Origin of the sequence: Aeromonas simiae, from assembly GCF_000820125.1 — a bacterium.
In the GTDB taxonomy this organism is placed as follows: domain Bacteria; phylum Pseudomonadota; class Gammaproteobacteria; order Enterobacterales; family Aeromonadaceae; genus Aeromonas; species Aeromonas simiae.
Window position 1 is genome coordinate 41769 of sequence record NZ_CDBY01000030.1, and the last position, 13078, is coordinate 54846.

Sequence of the window (13078 nt, forward strand, 5' to 3'; positions counted from 1 at the left end):
CGAACGATGGAGGGGAGGATACCGCAAAAGAGGCGGGCGGCTCATCGGCGTTATGGGCCGCCCGTTTCCCGGTGTTAAAGCAGCGAGGCCAGCAGATAGGCGTTAAGGGCGATCACCAGGGCGACGATGACCCGCCCGAGCGCCCGGGTCAGCGGCCGGTTGCGGTATTCTCCCATCAGGGTGCGATCCCCGGTGAGCAGCAGCAGTGGAATGAGTGCCAGTGCGATGCCAAAGCTCAGCACCACCTGGCTCATCACCAGGATCTCGGTGGTGTTGAGCCCCATGGCGATCACCACGAAGGCGGGCGCCATGGTGATGGCCCGGCGCAACCAGAGCGGGATGCGAAACTGCACAAACCCCTGCATCACCACCTGGCCGGCCAGGGTGCCGACCACGGTCGAGCTGACGCCCGAGGCCACCAGCGACAGGCCGAACAGGGTGGCGGCGGCCTGTCCCAGTAACGGGGTCAGGGTGGCATGGGCACTCTCGATGCCTGCGACATCGTGATGGCCGTTAGCGTGAAAGGCGGCCGCCGCCATCGCCATCATGGCCAGATTGACGAACCCGGCTATGGTCATGGCGATCGCCACGTCGGTGCGGGCGCCCCGCAGTCGCTGGGGAATACCGCGGTGCGGGTCGGCGCTCTGGGTCAGGGCCGAGTGCAGGTAGATGACATGGGGCATGACGGTGGCCCCCAGCACCCCGGCGGCCAGATAGATGGCCTCATTGTTGGGCAGTCCCGGCAGCAGGACGCCTTCGACCAGGCTCGGCAGGTGGGGACGTGAAAACAGCAGCTCCACCACATAGGCCAGCGCCACAAACAGCAGCAAACCGCCCACCACCAGCTCGAGTGGCTTCTGGCCCCGGCTTTGCAGTGAGAGGATGCCCCAACTGACGATGGCCGTCAGGCCCGCGCCCTCCAGCAGGGTGACGCCAAGCAGCAGCTGAAATCCCACCGCGGCGCCGATGAATTCGGCCAGATCGGTGGCCATGGCGATGATCTCCGCCTGTACCCAGTAGGCCCAGACGGCGGGCCTTGGCAGCCGGTCGCGGATATGCTCGGCCAGGTTCTTGCCGGTGACGATGCCCAGCTTTGCCGACAGCCCCTGCACCAGCATGGCCATCAGGTTGGCCCAGACCACCACCCACAGCAGTTGATAGCCAAATTGGGAGCCGGCCTGGATGTTGGTGGCGAAGTTACCCGGATCGATGTAACCGATGGCGGCGATGAAGGCGGGCCCGAGCAGGCTCAGTCTGAGCTTGCGTTGGCGTGGCAAGGAGAGCGAGGCGGGTTGCATGATGTGACCTCCATAACGGGATGTATCGAGCATACATGCAATTGAGAATTGTTATCAATTGATTGTGCGGATGGCCGTCATCGATTTTCTGCACACCCGTTGCTTCCTCCGGAGGGATTTCGTACAATACGCCGCCCTAGAAAGCAGCGTCAACACACACACGTTCCTTGCCTCCGAGGTTTGGCTGCACCCGGGCGGAGGCTGATTAACCCGTAAGGAGCTGATAATGCGTCATTACGAAATCGTCTTCATGGTTCATCCGGACCAGAGCGAGCAAGTTCCTGGCATGATCGAGCGCTACACCGGCGCCATCACCACTGCCGGTGGTAAGATTCATCGCCTGGAAGACTGGGGCCGCCGTCAACTGGCTTACCCGATCGAGAAGCTGCACAAGGCGCACTACGTTCTGCTGAACGTGGAAGCCGAGCAGGCTGTTATCGACGAACTGGAAACTAACTTCCGCTTCAACGATGCCGTTATCCGCAACATGATCATGCGCACCAAGCACGCCGTGACTGAAGTTTCTCCGATGGCCAAGGCCAAGGAAGAGCGTTCTTCTTTCCGTCGTGACGACGTTCGCAGCGAAGAGTCTGCCGAAGCTACCACTGAAGCTTCCGCAGAAGAGTAATTCCGGATCACAGACTAGAGGATAAAGGCAATGGCACGTTATTTCCGTCGTCGCAAGTTCTGCCGCTTCACCGCCGAGAACGTAACCGAGATCGACTACAAAGATATCGTTACCCTGAAGAACTACATCACTGAATCTGGCAAGATCGTACCGAGCCGTATCACCGGTACCCGTGCCAAGTATCAGCGTCAGCTGGCTCGCGCCATCAAGCGCGCCCGTTACCTGGCTCTGCTGCCGTACACCGATCTGCACAACAAGTAAGAATCGGTCCGGCGCTTACGCCTAACTCAACGAAATTTATAGAGGAAAGGTAATGCAAGTTATCCTGCTCGATAAGATCGCCAAGCTGGGCGGTCTGGGTGACCAAGTTAATGTTAAGCCTGGTTTTGCCCGTAACTTCCTGATCCCGCAAGGCAAGGCTGTGATGGCGACCAAGGCCAACATCGCTTCTTTCGACGCTCGTCGTGCCGAGCTGGAAGCCAAGCTGGAAGCCACCCTGGTTGCCGCTCAAGAGCGCGCTGCCAAGCTGGGTGAACTGGCTGCCGTCGTTATCGCCTCCAAGGCCGGTGACGAAGGTAAGCTGTTCGGCTCCATCGGTACCCGCGACGTGGCTGATGCCATCACCGCTGCTGGCGTAGCCGTGTCCAAGAGCGAAGTTCGCATGGGCAACGTTCTGCGTTCCACCGGCGAGTACGAAGTTTCCGTTCAGCTGCACGCTGACGTGAAGGCGACCGTACAAATCCAGGTTGTTGCTGGCGAGTAATCGACAGTTCATCTGGTAAAAAAACCCGCGCAATGCGCGGGTTTTTTATTACCTGCCGCCGGGGTAGAGTGGAGATCGTCAACCGCAGAGGAGGCGTTCCATGGCTGACTGGGTGGAAGGCCGCGTGCTTGAGCGCACCGACTGGACCGATACTCACTTCTCATTGCGGGTTCAAGCGAACCTGCCCCCCTACAAGGCTGGCCAATTCACCAAGCTGGCCCTCGTCGACGGCGAGCAGAAGGTGCAGCGCGCCTATTCGTTCGTCAATCCTCCCAGCGCGCCTTGGCACGAGTTCTATATCGTCGAGATCCCAAACGGGCAACTGACCCCTCGCCTCGGCAGCCTGCAACCGGGCGATGCCGTGCTGGTCGCGGCCAACCCGACCGGTTTTCTCACCCTCGACGAGATCCCCGCCGGACGCGATCTCTGGATGCTCTCCACCGGCACCGCCATCGGTCCGTTTCTCTCGATCCTCGCCGACGGTGAGGTGGCGATGCGTTTTGACAACCTGGTGCTGGTGCACGGGGTGCGCTTTGGCCGCGAGCTGACCTACCAGCCGCTGCTGCGCCAACTGGCCGAGCGTTATGGGGAGCGTTTCAACTATGTGCCCATGGTCAGCCGCGAGCCGTGGCAAACCGCGCTGCCCGGTCGTATTCCGGCGGCGATCGGCAACGGTGCGCTGGAGCGGCGGGTCGGTCTTGGGATCACCCCAAGCCAGAGCCAGGTGATGATTTGCGGCAACCCCGAGATGGTGCGCGACACCCAAGGGGTGCTGCTCGAGCGAGGGCTGGTCAAGAACCTCAGGCGCAAGCCAGGCCAGATCAGCGCCGAGAACTATTGGTAAACACAGAGGGGGCCCATGGCCCCCTCTTTAATGCGGGTCAATGCAGGATCAGAACTCGTTGGAGAGCGCCTTGTAGCCCTTCACCAGATCGATATTGGCGTGCACCACGTCTTCCGAGAACTCGGTCGCATCGACCGTGACCTTGGGAATGCGCTCGAGATCGCTCTGCTGGCTGATGTGGGTGGTGGAAGGGACGTAGAACTCGGGAGGCAGGTCGCAGCCGTCTACCACCGAGTTGTGGCGCACCACGCAGCCATCGCCGATGTGGCAGTTAAAGAGCACGCTGTTGAAACCGATGAAGACCCGGTTCCCCACGCTACAGGGGCCATGCACTATGCTGCGGTGGGCGATGGAGCTGGACTCGCCGATGGTGACGGCGGCGCCCGATTTTGAGTGGATCACCACCCCATCCTGAATGTTGGAGTTGGCGCCGATGACGATGGGCTCCATGTCACCGAGTTCGTCGACCTCGTCGGCACGGATCACCGCATAGGGGCCGACGAAGACGTTCTCGTGGATGATCACCTTGCCGCAGATGATGGCGGTCTTGTCGATGTAAGCGGATTCGTGAATGACCGGCAGGTGGCCGGAGGGGTTCTTGCGGATCATGCTGCTTCCCGTGGTTGAAATTCACTCCTTGCAGGCCAGCCAGCTTACGCCACCTTGATAACAGGTGAAACTCGAAACTGGTCTGGCCAACGCCTTAGGCCGGTTGCGCGATCCGGGCGGCCCTCCTCTGTTGCAGCCACAGCAGCAGACCGACACCAAAGCCGACGGCGCTGATGGCGGTGACATAGTGGGAGGGGGCCAGCACATCCTCTTTCATCCACAGGGTGACCAACATGGGGGTGAGGCCACCAAAAATGGCGTAGGCGACGTTGTAGGAGAACGACAGCCCGCTAAAGCGCACCGCAGGCGGGAAGGCATGCACCATGACGTGGGGGACGGCCCCCACTAGTCCGACGGCGAAGCCGGCCAGGGCGTAGTGGGCATAGAGGGCGTCACTACCGCCGAGCAGACCGCGATAGAAGAGGTTGACCGTGGCGGCCAGCAGCACCGAGCCGAGCAGGAAGGTGCGGCCGCTGCCGATGGCGTCGCAGAGGCGGCCATAGACGATGCAGCCCAGGGTGAGCGCCAGGATCGCCAGCGAGTTGGCTTGCAGGGCATCGGCGGGGGCGATGGCATGCACCTTTTGCAGGTAGGTCGGGGTCATCAGGATCACCACCACGATCCCGGCCGAGAGCAGCCAGGTGAGCAGCATGGAGATGACCACACTGCCCCTGTGCTCGCGCAGCACGGTGCGCAGCGGCAGCTCCTCGGCCAGCGTCTTGCTGGCCTGCAACTCGGCAAACACCGGGGTTTCGTGCAGCCAGCGGCGCAGGTACATGGCGAAGATGCCGAACACCCCGCCGAGCACGAAGGCCAGACGCCAGCCCCATTGGCTCACCTCGCTCGGGCTCATCCCCTTGTTGATGGCGGTGGCGACCAGAGAGCCGAGCAGAATGCCGGCGGTCAGGCCGCCGGTCAGCACGCCGCAGGCGACCCCCACCCGTTTGGCGGGGACGTGTTCAGCCACGAAGACCCAGGCGCCCGGCACCTCGCCGCCGATGGCGGCCCCTTGCAGAATGCGCAGCAACAGCAGCAGCAGTGGGGCAAGGATGCCGAGGGTGGCGTGGGTCGGCAGCAAGCCGATGAGCAGGGTCGGCAACGCCATCAGGATGATGCTCAAGGTGAACATCCGCTTGCGGCCGACCAGATCACCGAAGTGGGCCATGATGATGCCGCCGAGCGGGCGCGCCAGGTAGCCGGCGGCGAAGATGCCGAAGGTCTGGAACTGGCGCAGCCACTCGGGGATATCGGGCGGGAAGAACAGCTCACCGATCACCACGGCGAAGAAGACGAAGATGATGAAGTCGTAAAATTCCAGCGCGCCACCGAGGGCGGCCAGCCCCAGCGTCTTGTAGTCCTGCCGGGAGAGGGGGCGGGTGTGTGTGCTCATGTCAGTCCCTGTTGTGGTTATCATCCTGATGGAGTGGTGCTGGGCGGCACCCTGCGTCGAGGGTAAGATGCGCCGGTAGCGGCTGTAAATCGCGCAATCCGCAACACAGTCTTGCGTTTCCCGGCCGGGTGAGGAGTCGTCGATGAGAAGGGTTCTGCTCTCATGGAGCAGTGGCAAAGACAGCGCCTGGGTGCTGCACCGGCTGCGTCAGCAGCCTGATATCGAGGTGGTGGGGCTGTTTACCACCACCAACGAGGCGTTCGAGCGAGTGGCTATCCACGGGGTGCGCAATGCGTTGCTGCATGCCCAGGCCGAGGCGATCGGGCTGCCTTTGCACCTTATCCCGCTGCCGTGGCCGTGCAGTAATGCCGATTACGAGGCGCGCATGGGGGCGTTCGTCACCCGTTGCCATGCCATGGGGATCGATCACTTCGCATTTGGCGATCTGTTTCTCGCCGATGTGCGCCGCTATCGGGAGGAGAAGCTAGCCGGGTGTGGCATCACCCCGCTCTTTCCGCTGTGGGGCATTCCGACCGATGTGTTGGTCGGCGAGATGCTGGCGGGCGGTCTCAAGGCGACCGTGAGCGCCTGCGATCCGGCCCGGGTGCCGCGCCAGGTGGCTGGCCACCCATTCGATGCCGATCTGCTGGCTCTGCTCCCCAAGGATGTGGACCCGTGTGGCGAGCACGGTGAGTTTCATACCTTCGCCTGGGATGGCCCCATGTTTTTCCACCCAGTGATGTGCCGCACCGGCGAAACGGTGGAGCGGGAGGGGTTTCTCTACACCGACTTGCTCCCGGCGTGATGGCGGCTGGCCAGAAAAAAAGGGATGCCGATGGCATCCCTTTTCGTGTGTCCCAGCCTGGGTTACAGCAGATCTTCAATCTCGCTGCGCAGGTACTGGAACAGTTCGCGGTAGGCGACGGGCGGCTTGTTGTGCTCGCGCTCCTTTTGCACCGAGCGCAGCAGCTGGCGCAGCTTCTGGCGATCGAGCTCGTGGAACTGTCCGAGCAGCTCGTTGATGGCGACATCCCCTTCATCGATCAGGCGCTCGCGCCACTGCTCCAGCCGGTGCTGGCGGGCGTTGGCGGTGGCATGACGGTTTTTGATGATGGAGAGCGCCTCGGCGATGGGCTCCACGTCACGGCTGCGCATCAGACGGCCGATAAACTGCAAGTGGCGGCGGTAGGCCTCGTTCTTCTTGGGCTTGAGCTTGTGGGCCAAGGACACGGCGTCAGCCAGCTCTTCGTCGAGGGGGATCTTCTCCAGCTCGCTCGGCTTGAGGTCGACTATCTCCTCACCCATTGTCTGCAACGCTTCGGCGTCGCGCTTGAGCTGGCTCTTGCTGGGGCCCCAGTCTTCCCACTCGTCGTGCTGGTCGTCGTTGAAATGACTCATTGGTCTCGGATCCTGTGATTTTATTCGCACGGGTTGGCCGATATGTTACCAGCTTCTCCCGCCCTTTGCTGGGCTCTGTTATGCTAGGCCCTTTCCCTCAATCAGACTGGATGTATGGATCAGCAAGCGCAAATCCGTCAGGAGCAGGCCCAGCTCGAGGCCGCGGTGGCCGAGGCCCTCGATATTGCCAAGGAGCTCGGTGCCTCGCTGGCCGAGGTGTCCATCAGCAAGCAGACCGGGCTGTCGGTCAACACCCGCGGTGGCGAGCTGGAGAGCATTGAATTCAACAAGGATGGAGCCTTGGGGATCGCCGTCTATCGGGATGGTTGCAAGGGCTCCTCTTCCACCACGGATCTCGGCCGCAGCGCCATCCGCGCCTGTGTCGAGGCCGCCATCGAGATTGCCCGCCACACCTCGCGCGACGAGGCGGCGGGTCTGGCCGATCCCGAGCTGCTCGCCTGGGAGGCACCGGATCTCGAGCTCTGTCATCCGGTCTCGCTCGATCCGGCCGAGGGCACGGCGTTGGCGCTGGAGTGCGAGCGACTGGCCCTGGGACGCGATCCGCGCATCAAGCATTCGGATGGCGCCGGCTTTACCAGCCATCTCGGGGTCAAGGTGTATGGCAACAGCCACGGCTTTGTGAAGGGCTACGCCGCATCGCGCCACTCCTTGAGCTGCGTGCTGATCGGCGAGCAGGATGGCGACATGCAGCGCGACTACGGCTGGAGCTGCCACCGCCGCATGGAGGGGCTGTGGAGCCCGCAGCGCATCGCCGACGAGGCGGTGGAGCGCACCGTCTCCCGCCTTGGCGGACGCAAAATTGAGACCCGCCAGGCCCCCGTGCTGTTTCACCCCGACACCGCCTCCGGCCTGTGGGGCCATCTGGTGATGGGGATCAGCGGTGGCAACCTCTATCGCAAGTCGAGCTTCCTGCAAGAAAAGCGTGGGGAGATCATCCTGCCCGAGTGGCTCTCCATCACCGAGCACCCGCACCTCAAGGGGGCGCTGGCCAGCGCGCCGTTCGATGGTGAAGGGGTACGCACCCGCGATCTCGACATTATCCGCGATGGCCGCCTGATGACCTGGCTGCTCACCTCCTACTCGGCGCGCAAGCTGGGGCTCACCTCCACGGGGCATGCCGGCGGCATCCACAACTGGCAGGTCTCCCACAGTGGTCAGGATTTTCAGGCGCTGCTCAAGGAGATGGGCACGGGCCTGCTGGTGACCGAGCTGATGGGGCAGGGGGTCAACATCGTCAACGGCGATTACTCCCGCGGCGCTGCCGGCTTTTGGGTCGAGAATGGGGAGATAGCCTACCCGGTCGAGGAGATCACCATCGCCGGCAACCTGAGCGACATGTACCGCCACATCGTGGCGGTGGGCAGCGACGCCGACGAGCGCTCCAGCCTCAAGACCGGCTCTGTGCTCATCGAGAACATGAAGCTGGCCGGCCACTGAGTGCGGGCTGACAAATAAAAACGGCGCCTTGCGGCGCCGTTTTTTTATGGGCGATCAGGATTACTCCTTGATGCGCTCGATGCAGCCGCCAAGGCCTTGCAGCTTCTGCTCGATGTTCTCGTAGCCACGGTCGATGTGATAGATGCGATCGACGATGGTGGTGCCTTCGGCCACGAAACCGGCCAGCACCAGGCTGGCGGAGGCGCGCAGATCGGTCGCCATCACCTGGGCACCCTTGAGGTGCTCGGCGTCGCGGCAGATGGCCACATTGCCCTGCAGCTCGATGTCGGCACCCATCCGCACCAGCTCCGGCACGTGCATGAAGCGGTTCTCGAAGATGGTCTCGGTCAGCATGCCGGTGCCTTTGGCCACCGTGTTGAGCACGGTGAACTGGGCCTGCATGTCGGTCGGGAAGGCCGGGTAGGGGGCGGTCTTGATGGTCACCGGCTTGAGGGTGCGGCCGGTCATGTCCAGGCTGATCCAGTCTTCGCCCTTGTCGACCAGCGCACCGGCCTCTTCCAGCTTGACCAGCACCGCCTCGAGCAGGCTCGGGTCGGTGTTGCGGCAGACAATCTTGCCACCGGTCACGGCGGCGCCGACCAGGAAGGTGCCGGTCTCGATGCGATCCGGCTGCACGCGGTAGCTGCCGCCATGCAGACGCTCGACCCCGTCGATGGTCAGGGTGTCGGTGCCTGCCCCCTGGATCTTGGCGCCCAGGGTGTTGAGGAAGTGAGCCAGATCGACCACTTCCGGCTCGCGGGCCGCGTTCTCAATCACGGTGCGACCATCGGCCAGTACGGCCGCCATCATCAGGTTTTCGGTACCGGTGACGGAGACCATGTCCATCAGGATGTGGGCGCCCTTGAGACGACCGTCGACGCGGGCCTTGATATAACCCTCTTCGATGGTGATCTTGGCACCCATCAGCTCCAGGCCGTGCACGTGCAGGTTGACCGGACGCGCCCCGATGGCGCAGCCGCCGGGCAGGGAGACGTCGGCCGCGCCGTAGCGGGCAGCCAGGGGGCCGAGCGCCAGGATCGAGGCGCGCATGGTCTTCACCAGCTCGTAAGGGGCAACGTGGTTGTTGACCGCCCCGGTCAGCACGGTGACGTTACCGTTGACCTTGGTGGAGGCGCCCAGCATCTCCAGGAGCTTGACCGTCGTGGCCACGTCTTTGAGGCGCGGCACGTTGGAGAGTTGTACCTCTTCGTCACACAGCAAGGTGGCGAACAGGATGGGCAGGGCGGCGTTCTTGGCACCGGAGATGGTCACTTCACCGGAGAGAGTGCAGGGGCCGGTGATCTTGAATTTGTCCATTTACGTTTTCTTTACCTGATCAGGAGGGCAGCAAAAATTTGCGTTCGCGGCTCCACTCGGCCGGGGTGAAGGCCTTGATGGAGAGCGCGTGGATCGCGTTGGTGGCAATCTTGTCCATCAGCGGGGCATAGATGGCCTGTTGTTTCTTGACTCGGCTCATGCCGTCGAACATGTCGCCGACGGCAATCACCTGGAAGTGACTGCCGTCGCCCTTCACGTGCACCTCGGTCAGGGGCAGTGCGGCCAGCAGCAGCGCTTCGATTTCAGAGACTTGCATAGTCATCCTTGGGATTCGATAGAAAACAGGTCGGCCACGCCATAGAGGGTGGCCAACTTGGTGAAATCATCGGGAACCGAGGTCAGCAGGGGGATGGCGCCGCGCTCGCGCACCGCCTTGCCCCACTTGACCATGAGAGCGATACCGGCGGAGTCTAGGGTGAGCACTTCACACAAGTCCATGCTCTCGTCTTGCCACCATTGCTGGCGGATCTCCCACAGGCGCTTGACCTGCTCCCCTTGCAGGTTACCGCTCAGTTTCATTTCTTGAGTACCAGCGGCTTGGCGTTGTGATCTTCAAGCTGCTTGATGACGGCGTCGATGCCGTTCTGGCGGATGAGGCCACCTAACTCGCTCTGCTTGGCGGAGAGCAGGCTGATCCCCTCGGCCACCATGTCGAAGGCTTTCCACTCGCCGGTCTTGTTGTTCTTGCGCAGCTTGAACTCAAGGTTGATGTCCGGCTTGCCCGCTTCCAGCACGTTCAGGTTGACGGCGGTGATCTCTTTTCCGTCGAGCGCCTTGGGCTGCTCTACCTTGACCGTCTGCTTGTCGTAGTGGGCCAGGGCATCGGCGTAGGAGCTGATCATGTACTCGGTAAAGGCGTTGACGAAGGCGTCGCGCTGGGCCGGGGTGGTCTGCTTGATCTGATTGCCGAGCACCTTGTAGGCCGCGAAACGGTTGTCGATGTAAGGCAGCAGCTCTTCACGGATGATGACCCGCAGGTGATCCGGGCTGGCCTTGATCTGGGGCTGATCCGACTTGAGACGGGCAAAGGTCTTGTCGGCCGCCACCTGAACCAGGGTGTAGGGATCGGCAGGATAGCTGGCTCGAGCGGTCAGGGAGAACAGCAGGGTGGCCATCATGCCGACGGCCAGCAGAATTTTCTTCATCATTGTTGTTACTCCTTAGCGGTTGAGTCGTCGGACTTGCTGTAGAGGAATTTACCGATCAGATCTTCGAGTACGATGGCCGATTTGGTGTCTTCCAGCGTGTCGCCATCCTTGAGCTCCTGCGTCCCCATCTCGGCGTCGGTAAAGCCCGGCACCAGGCCGACATACTGTTCGCCGAGCAGGCCGGAGGTCAGGATGGAGAGGGTGCTGGTATCGGAGAACTCACCGGCCGATTTTTGCATCTGCATGGTGACCAGGGGCACCTGGCTCTTGGCATCGAGACCGATATCGGTGACCCGGCCAACGACCACGCCACCGACCTTGACCGGGGAGCGCACTTTCAGGCCGCCGATATTATCGAAATGGGCGTAGATCGTATAGGTCTCCCCTTCACTCTTGAAGCTGATCCCCGCGATCTGAAGTGCCAGGGCCAGGATGGCGGCGATGCCGGCCAGCATAAAGGCGCCGACCAGGAATTCTATTTTGCTGAATTTCATATTGACCTTATCCGAACATGACTGCAGTGAGTACGAAATCCAGGCCGAGCACGGCCAGGGACGAATGCACCACGGTGCGGGTTGTAGCTTGGCTGATGCCAGCCGAGGTCGGCTTGGCGTCATAACCGTTAAACAGGGCGATCCAGGTGACCACCATGGCGAAGATCAGGCTCTTGATGGCGCCTTGCATGATGTCCTCATGCCAGTCGACCGAGGCCTGCATTGCTGACCAGAAGCCCCCTTCGTCCACGCCGAGCCAGTCGACCCCGACCAGCTTGCCGCCAAAGATGCCGATCAGGCTGAACATGAAGGCGAGCAGCGGCATGCTGATGACGCCGGCCCAGAAGCGCGGGGCAACCACCCGGCGCAGGGGATCGACGGCCATCATCTCGAGGCTGGAGAGCTGCTCGGTGGCCTTCATCAGGCCGATCTCGGCGGTCAGTGCCGAGCCCGCCCGCCCGGCAAACAGCAGGGCGGTGACCACGGGACCCAGCTCACGCAGCAGCGAGAGAGAGACCAGCGGGCCCAGGCTGCCTTCGGCGCCGAAGTCCTTGAGCACGTTATAGCCCTGCAACGAGAGCACCATGCCGATGAACAGGCCAGAGACCAAAATGATGGCGACCGATTGCACGCCCACCACGTAGAGCTGCTGGATCAGCAGCGGAAAGTGTTTGCGCGGTGCCGGCTTGCCCGCCAGGGCGTGGAACAGCATGATGCTGGCCCGTCCGACCGAGGTGATGAAGCGAACGCCGCGCTGGCCGGTTTGGCCGATGAAGTCAATCAGCATCAGAGATCCTGTAGCAGTGCGCCGGCCGGGAAGTGGAACGGCACAGGGCCATCCGGCAGGCCGTTGAGGAACTGCGCCACCTCGGGGTTATTCTCACGACGCAGCTGGTCGGGAGTCCCTTCGGCTACCACCTTGCGGTTGGCGATGATGTAGGCGTAGTCGGCGATGGTCATCACTTCGGTGACGTCATGGGTGACGATGACCGAGGTGATGCCGAGCGCATCGTTGAGATCGCGGATGAGCTTCACCAGCACTCCCATGGTGATGGGGTCCTGTCCGACAAACGGCTCGTCATACATGATGAGATCCGGATCGAGGGCGATGGCGCGCGCCAGTGCGGCGCGCCGTGCCATGCCGCCGGAGAGCTGGGAGGGCATCAGGTTGGCGGCGCCGCGCAAGCCGACTGCCTCCAGCTTCATCATGACGATGGTATGGATCAGCTCCTCCGGCAGACCGGAGTGTTCGCGTAGCGGGAAGGCCACGTTGTCAAATACCGTCATACCGGTAAACAGCGCACCACTTTGGAACAGCATGCTCATGCGCTTGCGCAGCTCATAGAGGCGTGAGCGTGACAGGGTCGGTACGTTCTCGCCATCAAACAGCACTTCACCACTGCTTGGTTTGATCTGGCCGCCGATGAGACGCAGCATGGTGGTCTTGCCGATACCGCTCGGCCCCATGATGGCCGTCACCTTGCCACGCGGTATGCGCAGGCTGATGCCGTCATAGAGCAGGCGGTCGCCATGGCTGAAGGTGAGGTTATTGATGGTAATTAGGTCGGGATTCAAGCCGTGATCCATCCAGTTGTGACAAGGGACAAATTTTAGGGGCTAGTCTAGAGCGAAGCAACGACCGGGAACAACTATTGAGCAACTGGTCGGGGGGCTGAGCGCGACAGTTTTCTGTTGCTAAATCTCTCCACA

At 62.2% G+C, this 13078-nt stretch carries 17 protein-coding genes; 6 read left to right on the plus strand and 11 right to left on the minus strand.

All coding sequences use genetic code 11. From position 1 onward, the window contains the following. Positions 1–74: 74 nt before the first annotated feature. Positions 75–1298 (minus strand): Nramp family divalent metal transporter, encoded by a 1224-nt coding sequence (locus BN1134_RS04225; protein WP_042045409.1) that lies wholly within the window; start codon positions 1296–1298, stop codon positions 75–77. Between the two features lie 226 nt (positions 1299–1524). Between BN1134_RS04225 and rpsF the strand changes: the two genes are divergently transcribed. The 4 genes from rpsF to BN1134_RS04245 all read left to right on the plus strand — a co-directional run bounded on the left by rpsF (position 1525) and on the right by BN1134_RS04245 (position 3533). After that, entirely contained in the window at positions 1525–1926 is a 402-nt protein-coding gene (gene rpsF, locus BN1134_RS04230) for a 30S ribosomal protein S6 (protein ID WP_042045410.1), read from the plus strand. A gap of 30 nt (positions 1927–1956) precedes the next feature. Then, entirely contained in the window at positions 1957–2187 is a 231-nt protein-coding gene (gene rpsR, locus BN1134_RS04235; protein WP_005308890.1) for a 30S ribosomal protein S18, read from the plus strand. Between the two features lie 52 nt (positions 2188–2239). Beyond that, complete coding sequence (gene rplI / locus BN1134_RS04240) at positions 2240–2689, plus strand: 50S ribosomal protein L9 (RefSeq protein ID WP_042045411.1); 450 nt, start codon at positions 2240–2242, stop codon at positions 2687–2689. A 100-nt stretch (positions 2690–2789) separates the two neighbouring features. Beyond that, on the plus strand, positions 2790–3533 hold the full coding sequence (locus BN1134_RS04245) for a ferredoxin--NADP reductase (RefSeq protein WP_042045412.1): 744 nt from the start codon (positions 2790–2792) through the stop codon (positions 3531–3533). 48 nt (positions 3534–3581) lie between these two features. Here BN1134_RS04245 and BN1134_RS04250 read toward each other — a convergent pair whose 3' ends face one another. Both BN1134_RS04250 and BN1134_RS04255 read right to left on the minus strand, forming a co-directional pair. Beyond that, positions 3582–4142, minus strand: coding sequence for a gamma carbonic anhydrase family protein (locus tag BN1134_RS04250; protein ID WP_042045413.1), 561 nt, complete (start codon positions 4140–4142; stop codon positions 3582–3584). Between the two features lie 94 nt (positions 4143–4236). Then, the gene (locus BN1134_RS04255; protein WP_084214705.1) at positions 4237–5532 is read right to left on the minus strand and encodes an MFS transporter; all 1296 of its coding nucleotides are present in this window, start codon (positions 5530–5532) and stop codon (positions 4237–4239) included. A gap of 142 nt (positions 5533–5674) precedes the next feature. Between BN1134_RS04255 and BN1134_RS04260 the strand changes: the two genes are divergently transcribed. Then, positions 5675–6337: a Dph6-related ATP pyrophosphatase gene (locus tag BN1134_RS04260; protein ID WP_042045415.1), complete on the plus strand. Its 663-nt coding sequence runs from the start codon at positions 5675–5677 to the stop codon at positions 6335–6337. A 62-nt stretch (positions 6338–6399) separates the two neighbouring features. On the opposite strand, the gene yjgA is transcribed toward BN1134_RS04260, so the two are convergent. After that, positions 6400–6930: a ribosome biogenesis factor YjgA gene (gene yjgA / locus BN1134_RS04265; RefSeq protein WP_042045416.1), complete on the minus strand. Its 531-nt coding sequence runs from the start codon at positions 6928–6930 to the stop codon at positions 6400–6402. Between the two features lie 114 nt (positions 6931–7044). Between yjgA and pmbA the strand changes: the two genes are divergently transcribed. Then, a complete protein-coding gene (pmbA, locus tag BN1134_RS04270) occupies positions 7045–8388 on the plus strand; it encodes a metalloprotease PmbA (protein ID WP_042045417.1) in 1344 nt (447 codons plus the stop codon). Between the two features lie 60 nt (positions 8389–8448). Here pmbA and murA read toward each other — a convergent pair whose 3' ends face one another. From murA to mlaF, 7 genes are read right to left on the minus strand one after another with little or no spacing between them, the layout of a single operon-like run. Continuing rightward, positions 8449–9705 (minus strand): UDP-N-acetylglucosamine 1-carboxyvinyltransferase, encoded by a 1257-nt coding sequence (gene murA / locus BN1134_RS04275; RefSeq protein ID WP_042045418.1) that lies wholly within the window; start codon positions 9703–9705, stop codon positions 8449–8451. 19 nt (positions 9706–9724) lie between these two features. Further along, complete coding sequence (gene ibaG / locus BN1134_RS04280) at positions 9725–9982, minus strand: BolA family iron metabolism protein IbaG (RefSeq protein WP_042045419.1); 258 nt, start codon at positions 9980–9982, stop codon at positions 9725–9727. Between the two features lie 2 nt (positions 9983–9984). Further along, positions 9985–10245, minus strand: a complete 261-nt coding sequence (locus tag BN1134_RS04285) for an STAS domain-containing protein (protein WP_042045420.1) — start codon at positions 10243–10245, stop codon at positions 9985–9987. Continuing rightward, positions 10242–10874 (minus strand): phospholipid-binding protein MlaC, encoded by a 633-nt coding sequence (mlaC, locus tag BN1134_RS04290; RefSeq protein WP_042045421.1) that lies wholly within the window; start codon positions 10872–10874, stop codon positions 10242–10244. Before mlaC ends, BN1134_RS04285 begins: the two co-directional genes overlap by 4 nt. A gap of 5 nt (positions 10875–10879) precedes the next feature. Further along, positions 10880–11368 (minus strand): outer membrane lipid asymmetry maintenance protein MlaD, encoded by a 489-nt coding sequence (gene mlaD, locus BN1134_RS04295; protein WP_042045422.1) that lies wholly within the window; start codon positions 11366–11368, stop codon positions 10880–10882. 7 nt (positions 11369–11375) lie between these two features. Next, the gene (gene mlaE / locus BN1134_RS04300) at positions 11376–12155 is read right to left on the minus strand and encodes a lipid asymmetry maintenance ABC transporter permease subunit MlaE (protein WP_042045423.1); all 780 of its coding nucleotides are present in this window, start codon (positions 12153–12155) and stop codon (positions 11376–11378) included. After that, complete coding sequence (mlaF, locus tag BN1134_RS04305; RefSeq protein WP_042045424.1) at positions 12155–12955, minus strand: phospholipid ABC transporter ATP-binding protein MlaF; 801 nt, start codon at positions 12953–12955, stop codon at positions 12155–12157. Before mlaF ends, mlaE begins: the two co-directional genes overlap by 1 nt. Positions 12956–13078 lie beyond the last annotated feature (123 nt).

Coding starts and splice junctions, on each gene's coding strand:
- mlaF (WP_042045424.1), bottom strand. CDS start 12,955: ATGGATCACGGCTTGAATCCCGACCTAATTACCATCAATAACCTCACC.
- mlaE (WP_042045423.1), bottom strand. CDS start 12,155: ATGCTGATTGACTTCATCGGCCAAACCGGCCAGCGCGGCGTTCGCTTC.
- mlaD (WP_042045422.1), bottom strand. CDS start 11,368: ATGAAATTCAGCAAAATAGAATTCCTGGTCGGCGCCTTTATGCTGGCC.
- BN1134_RS04255 (WP_084214705.1), bottom strand. CDS start 5,532: ATGAGCACACACACCCGCCCCCTCTCCCGGCAGGACTACAAGACGCTG.
- BN1134_RS04260 (WP_042045415.1), top strand. CDS start 5,675: ATGAGAAGGGTTCTGCTCTCATGGAGCAGTGGCAAAGACAGCGCCTGG.
- BN1134_RS04285 (WP_042045420.1), bottom strand. CDS start 10,245: ATGAAACTGAGCGGTAACCTGCAAGGGGAGCAGGTCAAGCGCCTGTGG.
- pmbA (WP_042045417.1), top strand. CDS start 7,045: ATGGATCAGCAAGCGCAAATCCGTCAGGAGCAGGCCCAGCTCGAGGCC.
- murA (WP_042045418.1), bottom strand. CDS start 9,705: ATGGACAAATTCAAGATCACCGGCCCCTGCACTCTCTCCGGTGAAGTG.
- rpsF (WP_042045410.1), top strand. CDS start 1,525: ATGCGTCATTACGAAATCGTCTTCATGGTTCATCCGGACCAGAGCGAG.
- ibaG (WP_042045419.1), bottom strand. CDS start 9,982: ATGCAAGTCTCTGAAATCGAAGCGCTGCTGCTGGCCGCACTGCCCCTG.
- BN1134_RS04225 (WP_042045409.1), bottom strand. CDS start 1,298: ATGCAACCCGCCTCGCTCTCCTTGCCACGCCAACGCAAGCTCAGACTG.
- rplI (WP_042045411.1), top strand. CDS start 2,240: ATGCAAGTTATCCTGCTCGATAAGATCGCCAAGCTGGGCGGTCTGGGT.
- rpsR (WP_005308890.1), top strand. CDS start 1,957: ATGGCACGTTATTTCCGTCGTCGCAAGTTCTGCCGCTTCACCGCCGAG.
- BN1134_RS04250 (WP_042045413.1), bottom strand. CDS start 4,142: ATGATCCGCAAGAACCCCTCCGGCCACCTGCCGGTCATTCACGAATCC.
- BN1134_RS04245 (WP_042045412.1), top strand. CDS start 2,790: ATGGCTGACTGGGTGGAAGGCCGCGTGCTTGAGCGCACCGACTGGACC.
- yjgA (WP_042045416.1), bottom strand. CDS start 6,930: ATGAGTCATTTCAACGACGACCAGCACGACGAGTGGGAAGACTGGGGC.
- mlaC (WP_042045421.1), bottom strand. CDS start 10,874: ATGATGAAGAAAATTCTGCTGGCCGTCGGCATGATGGCCACCCTGCTG.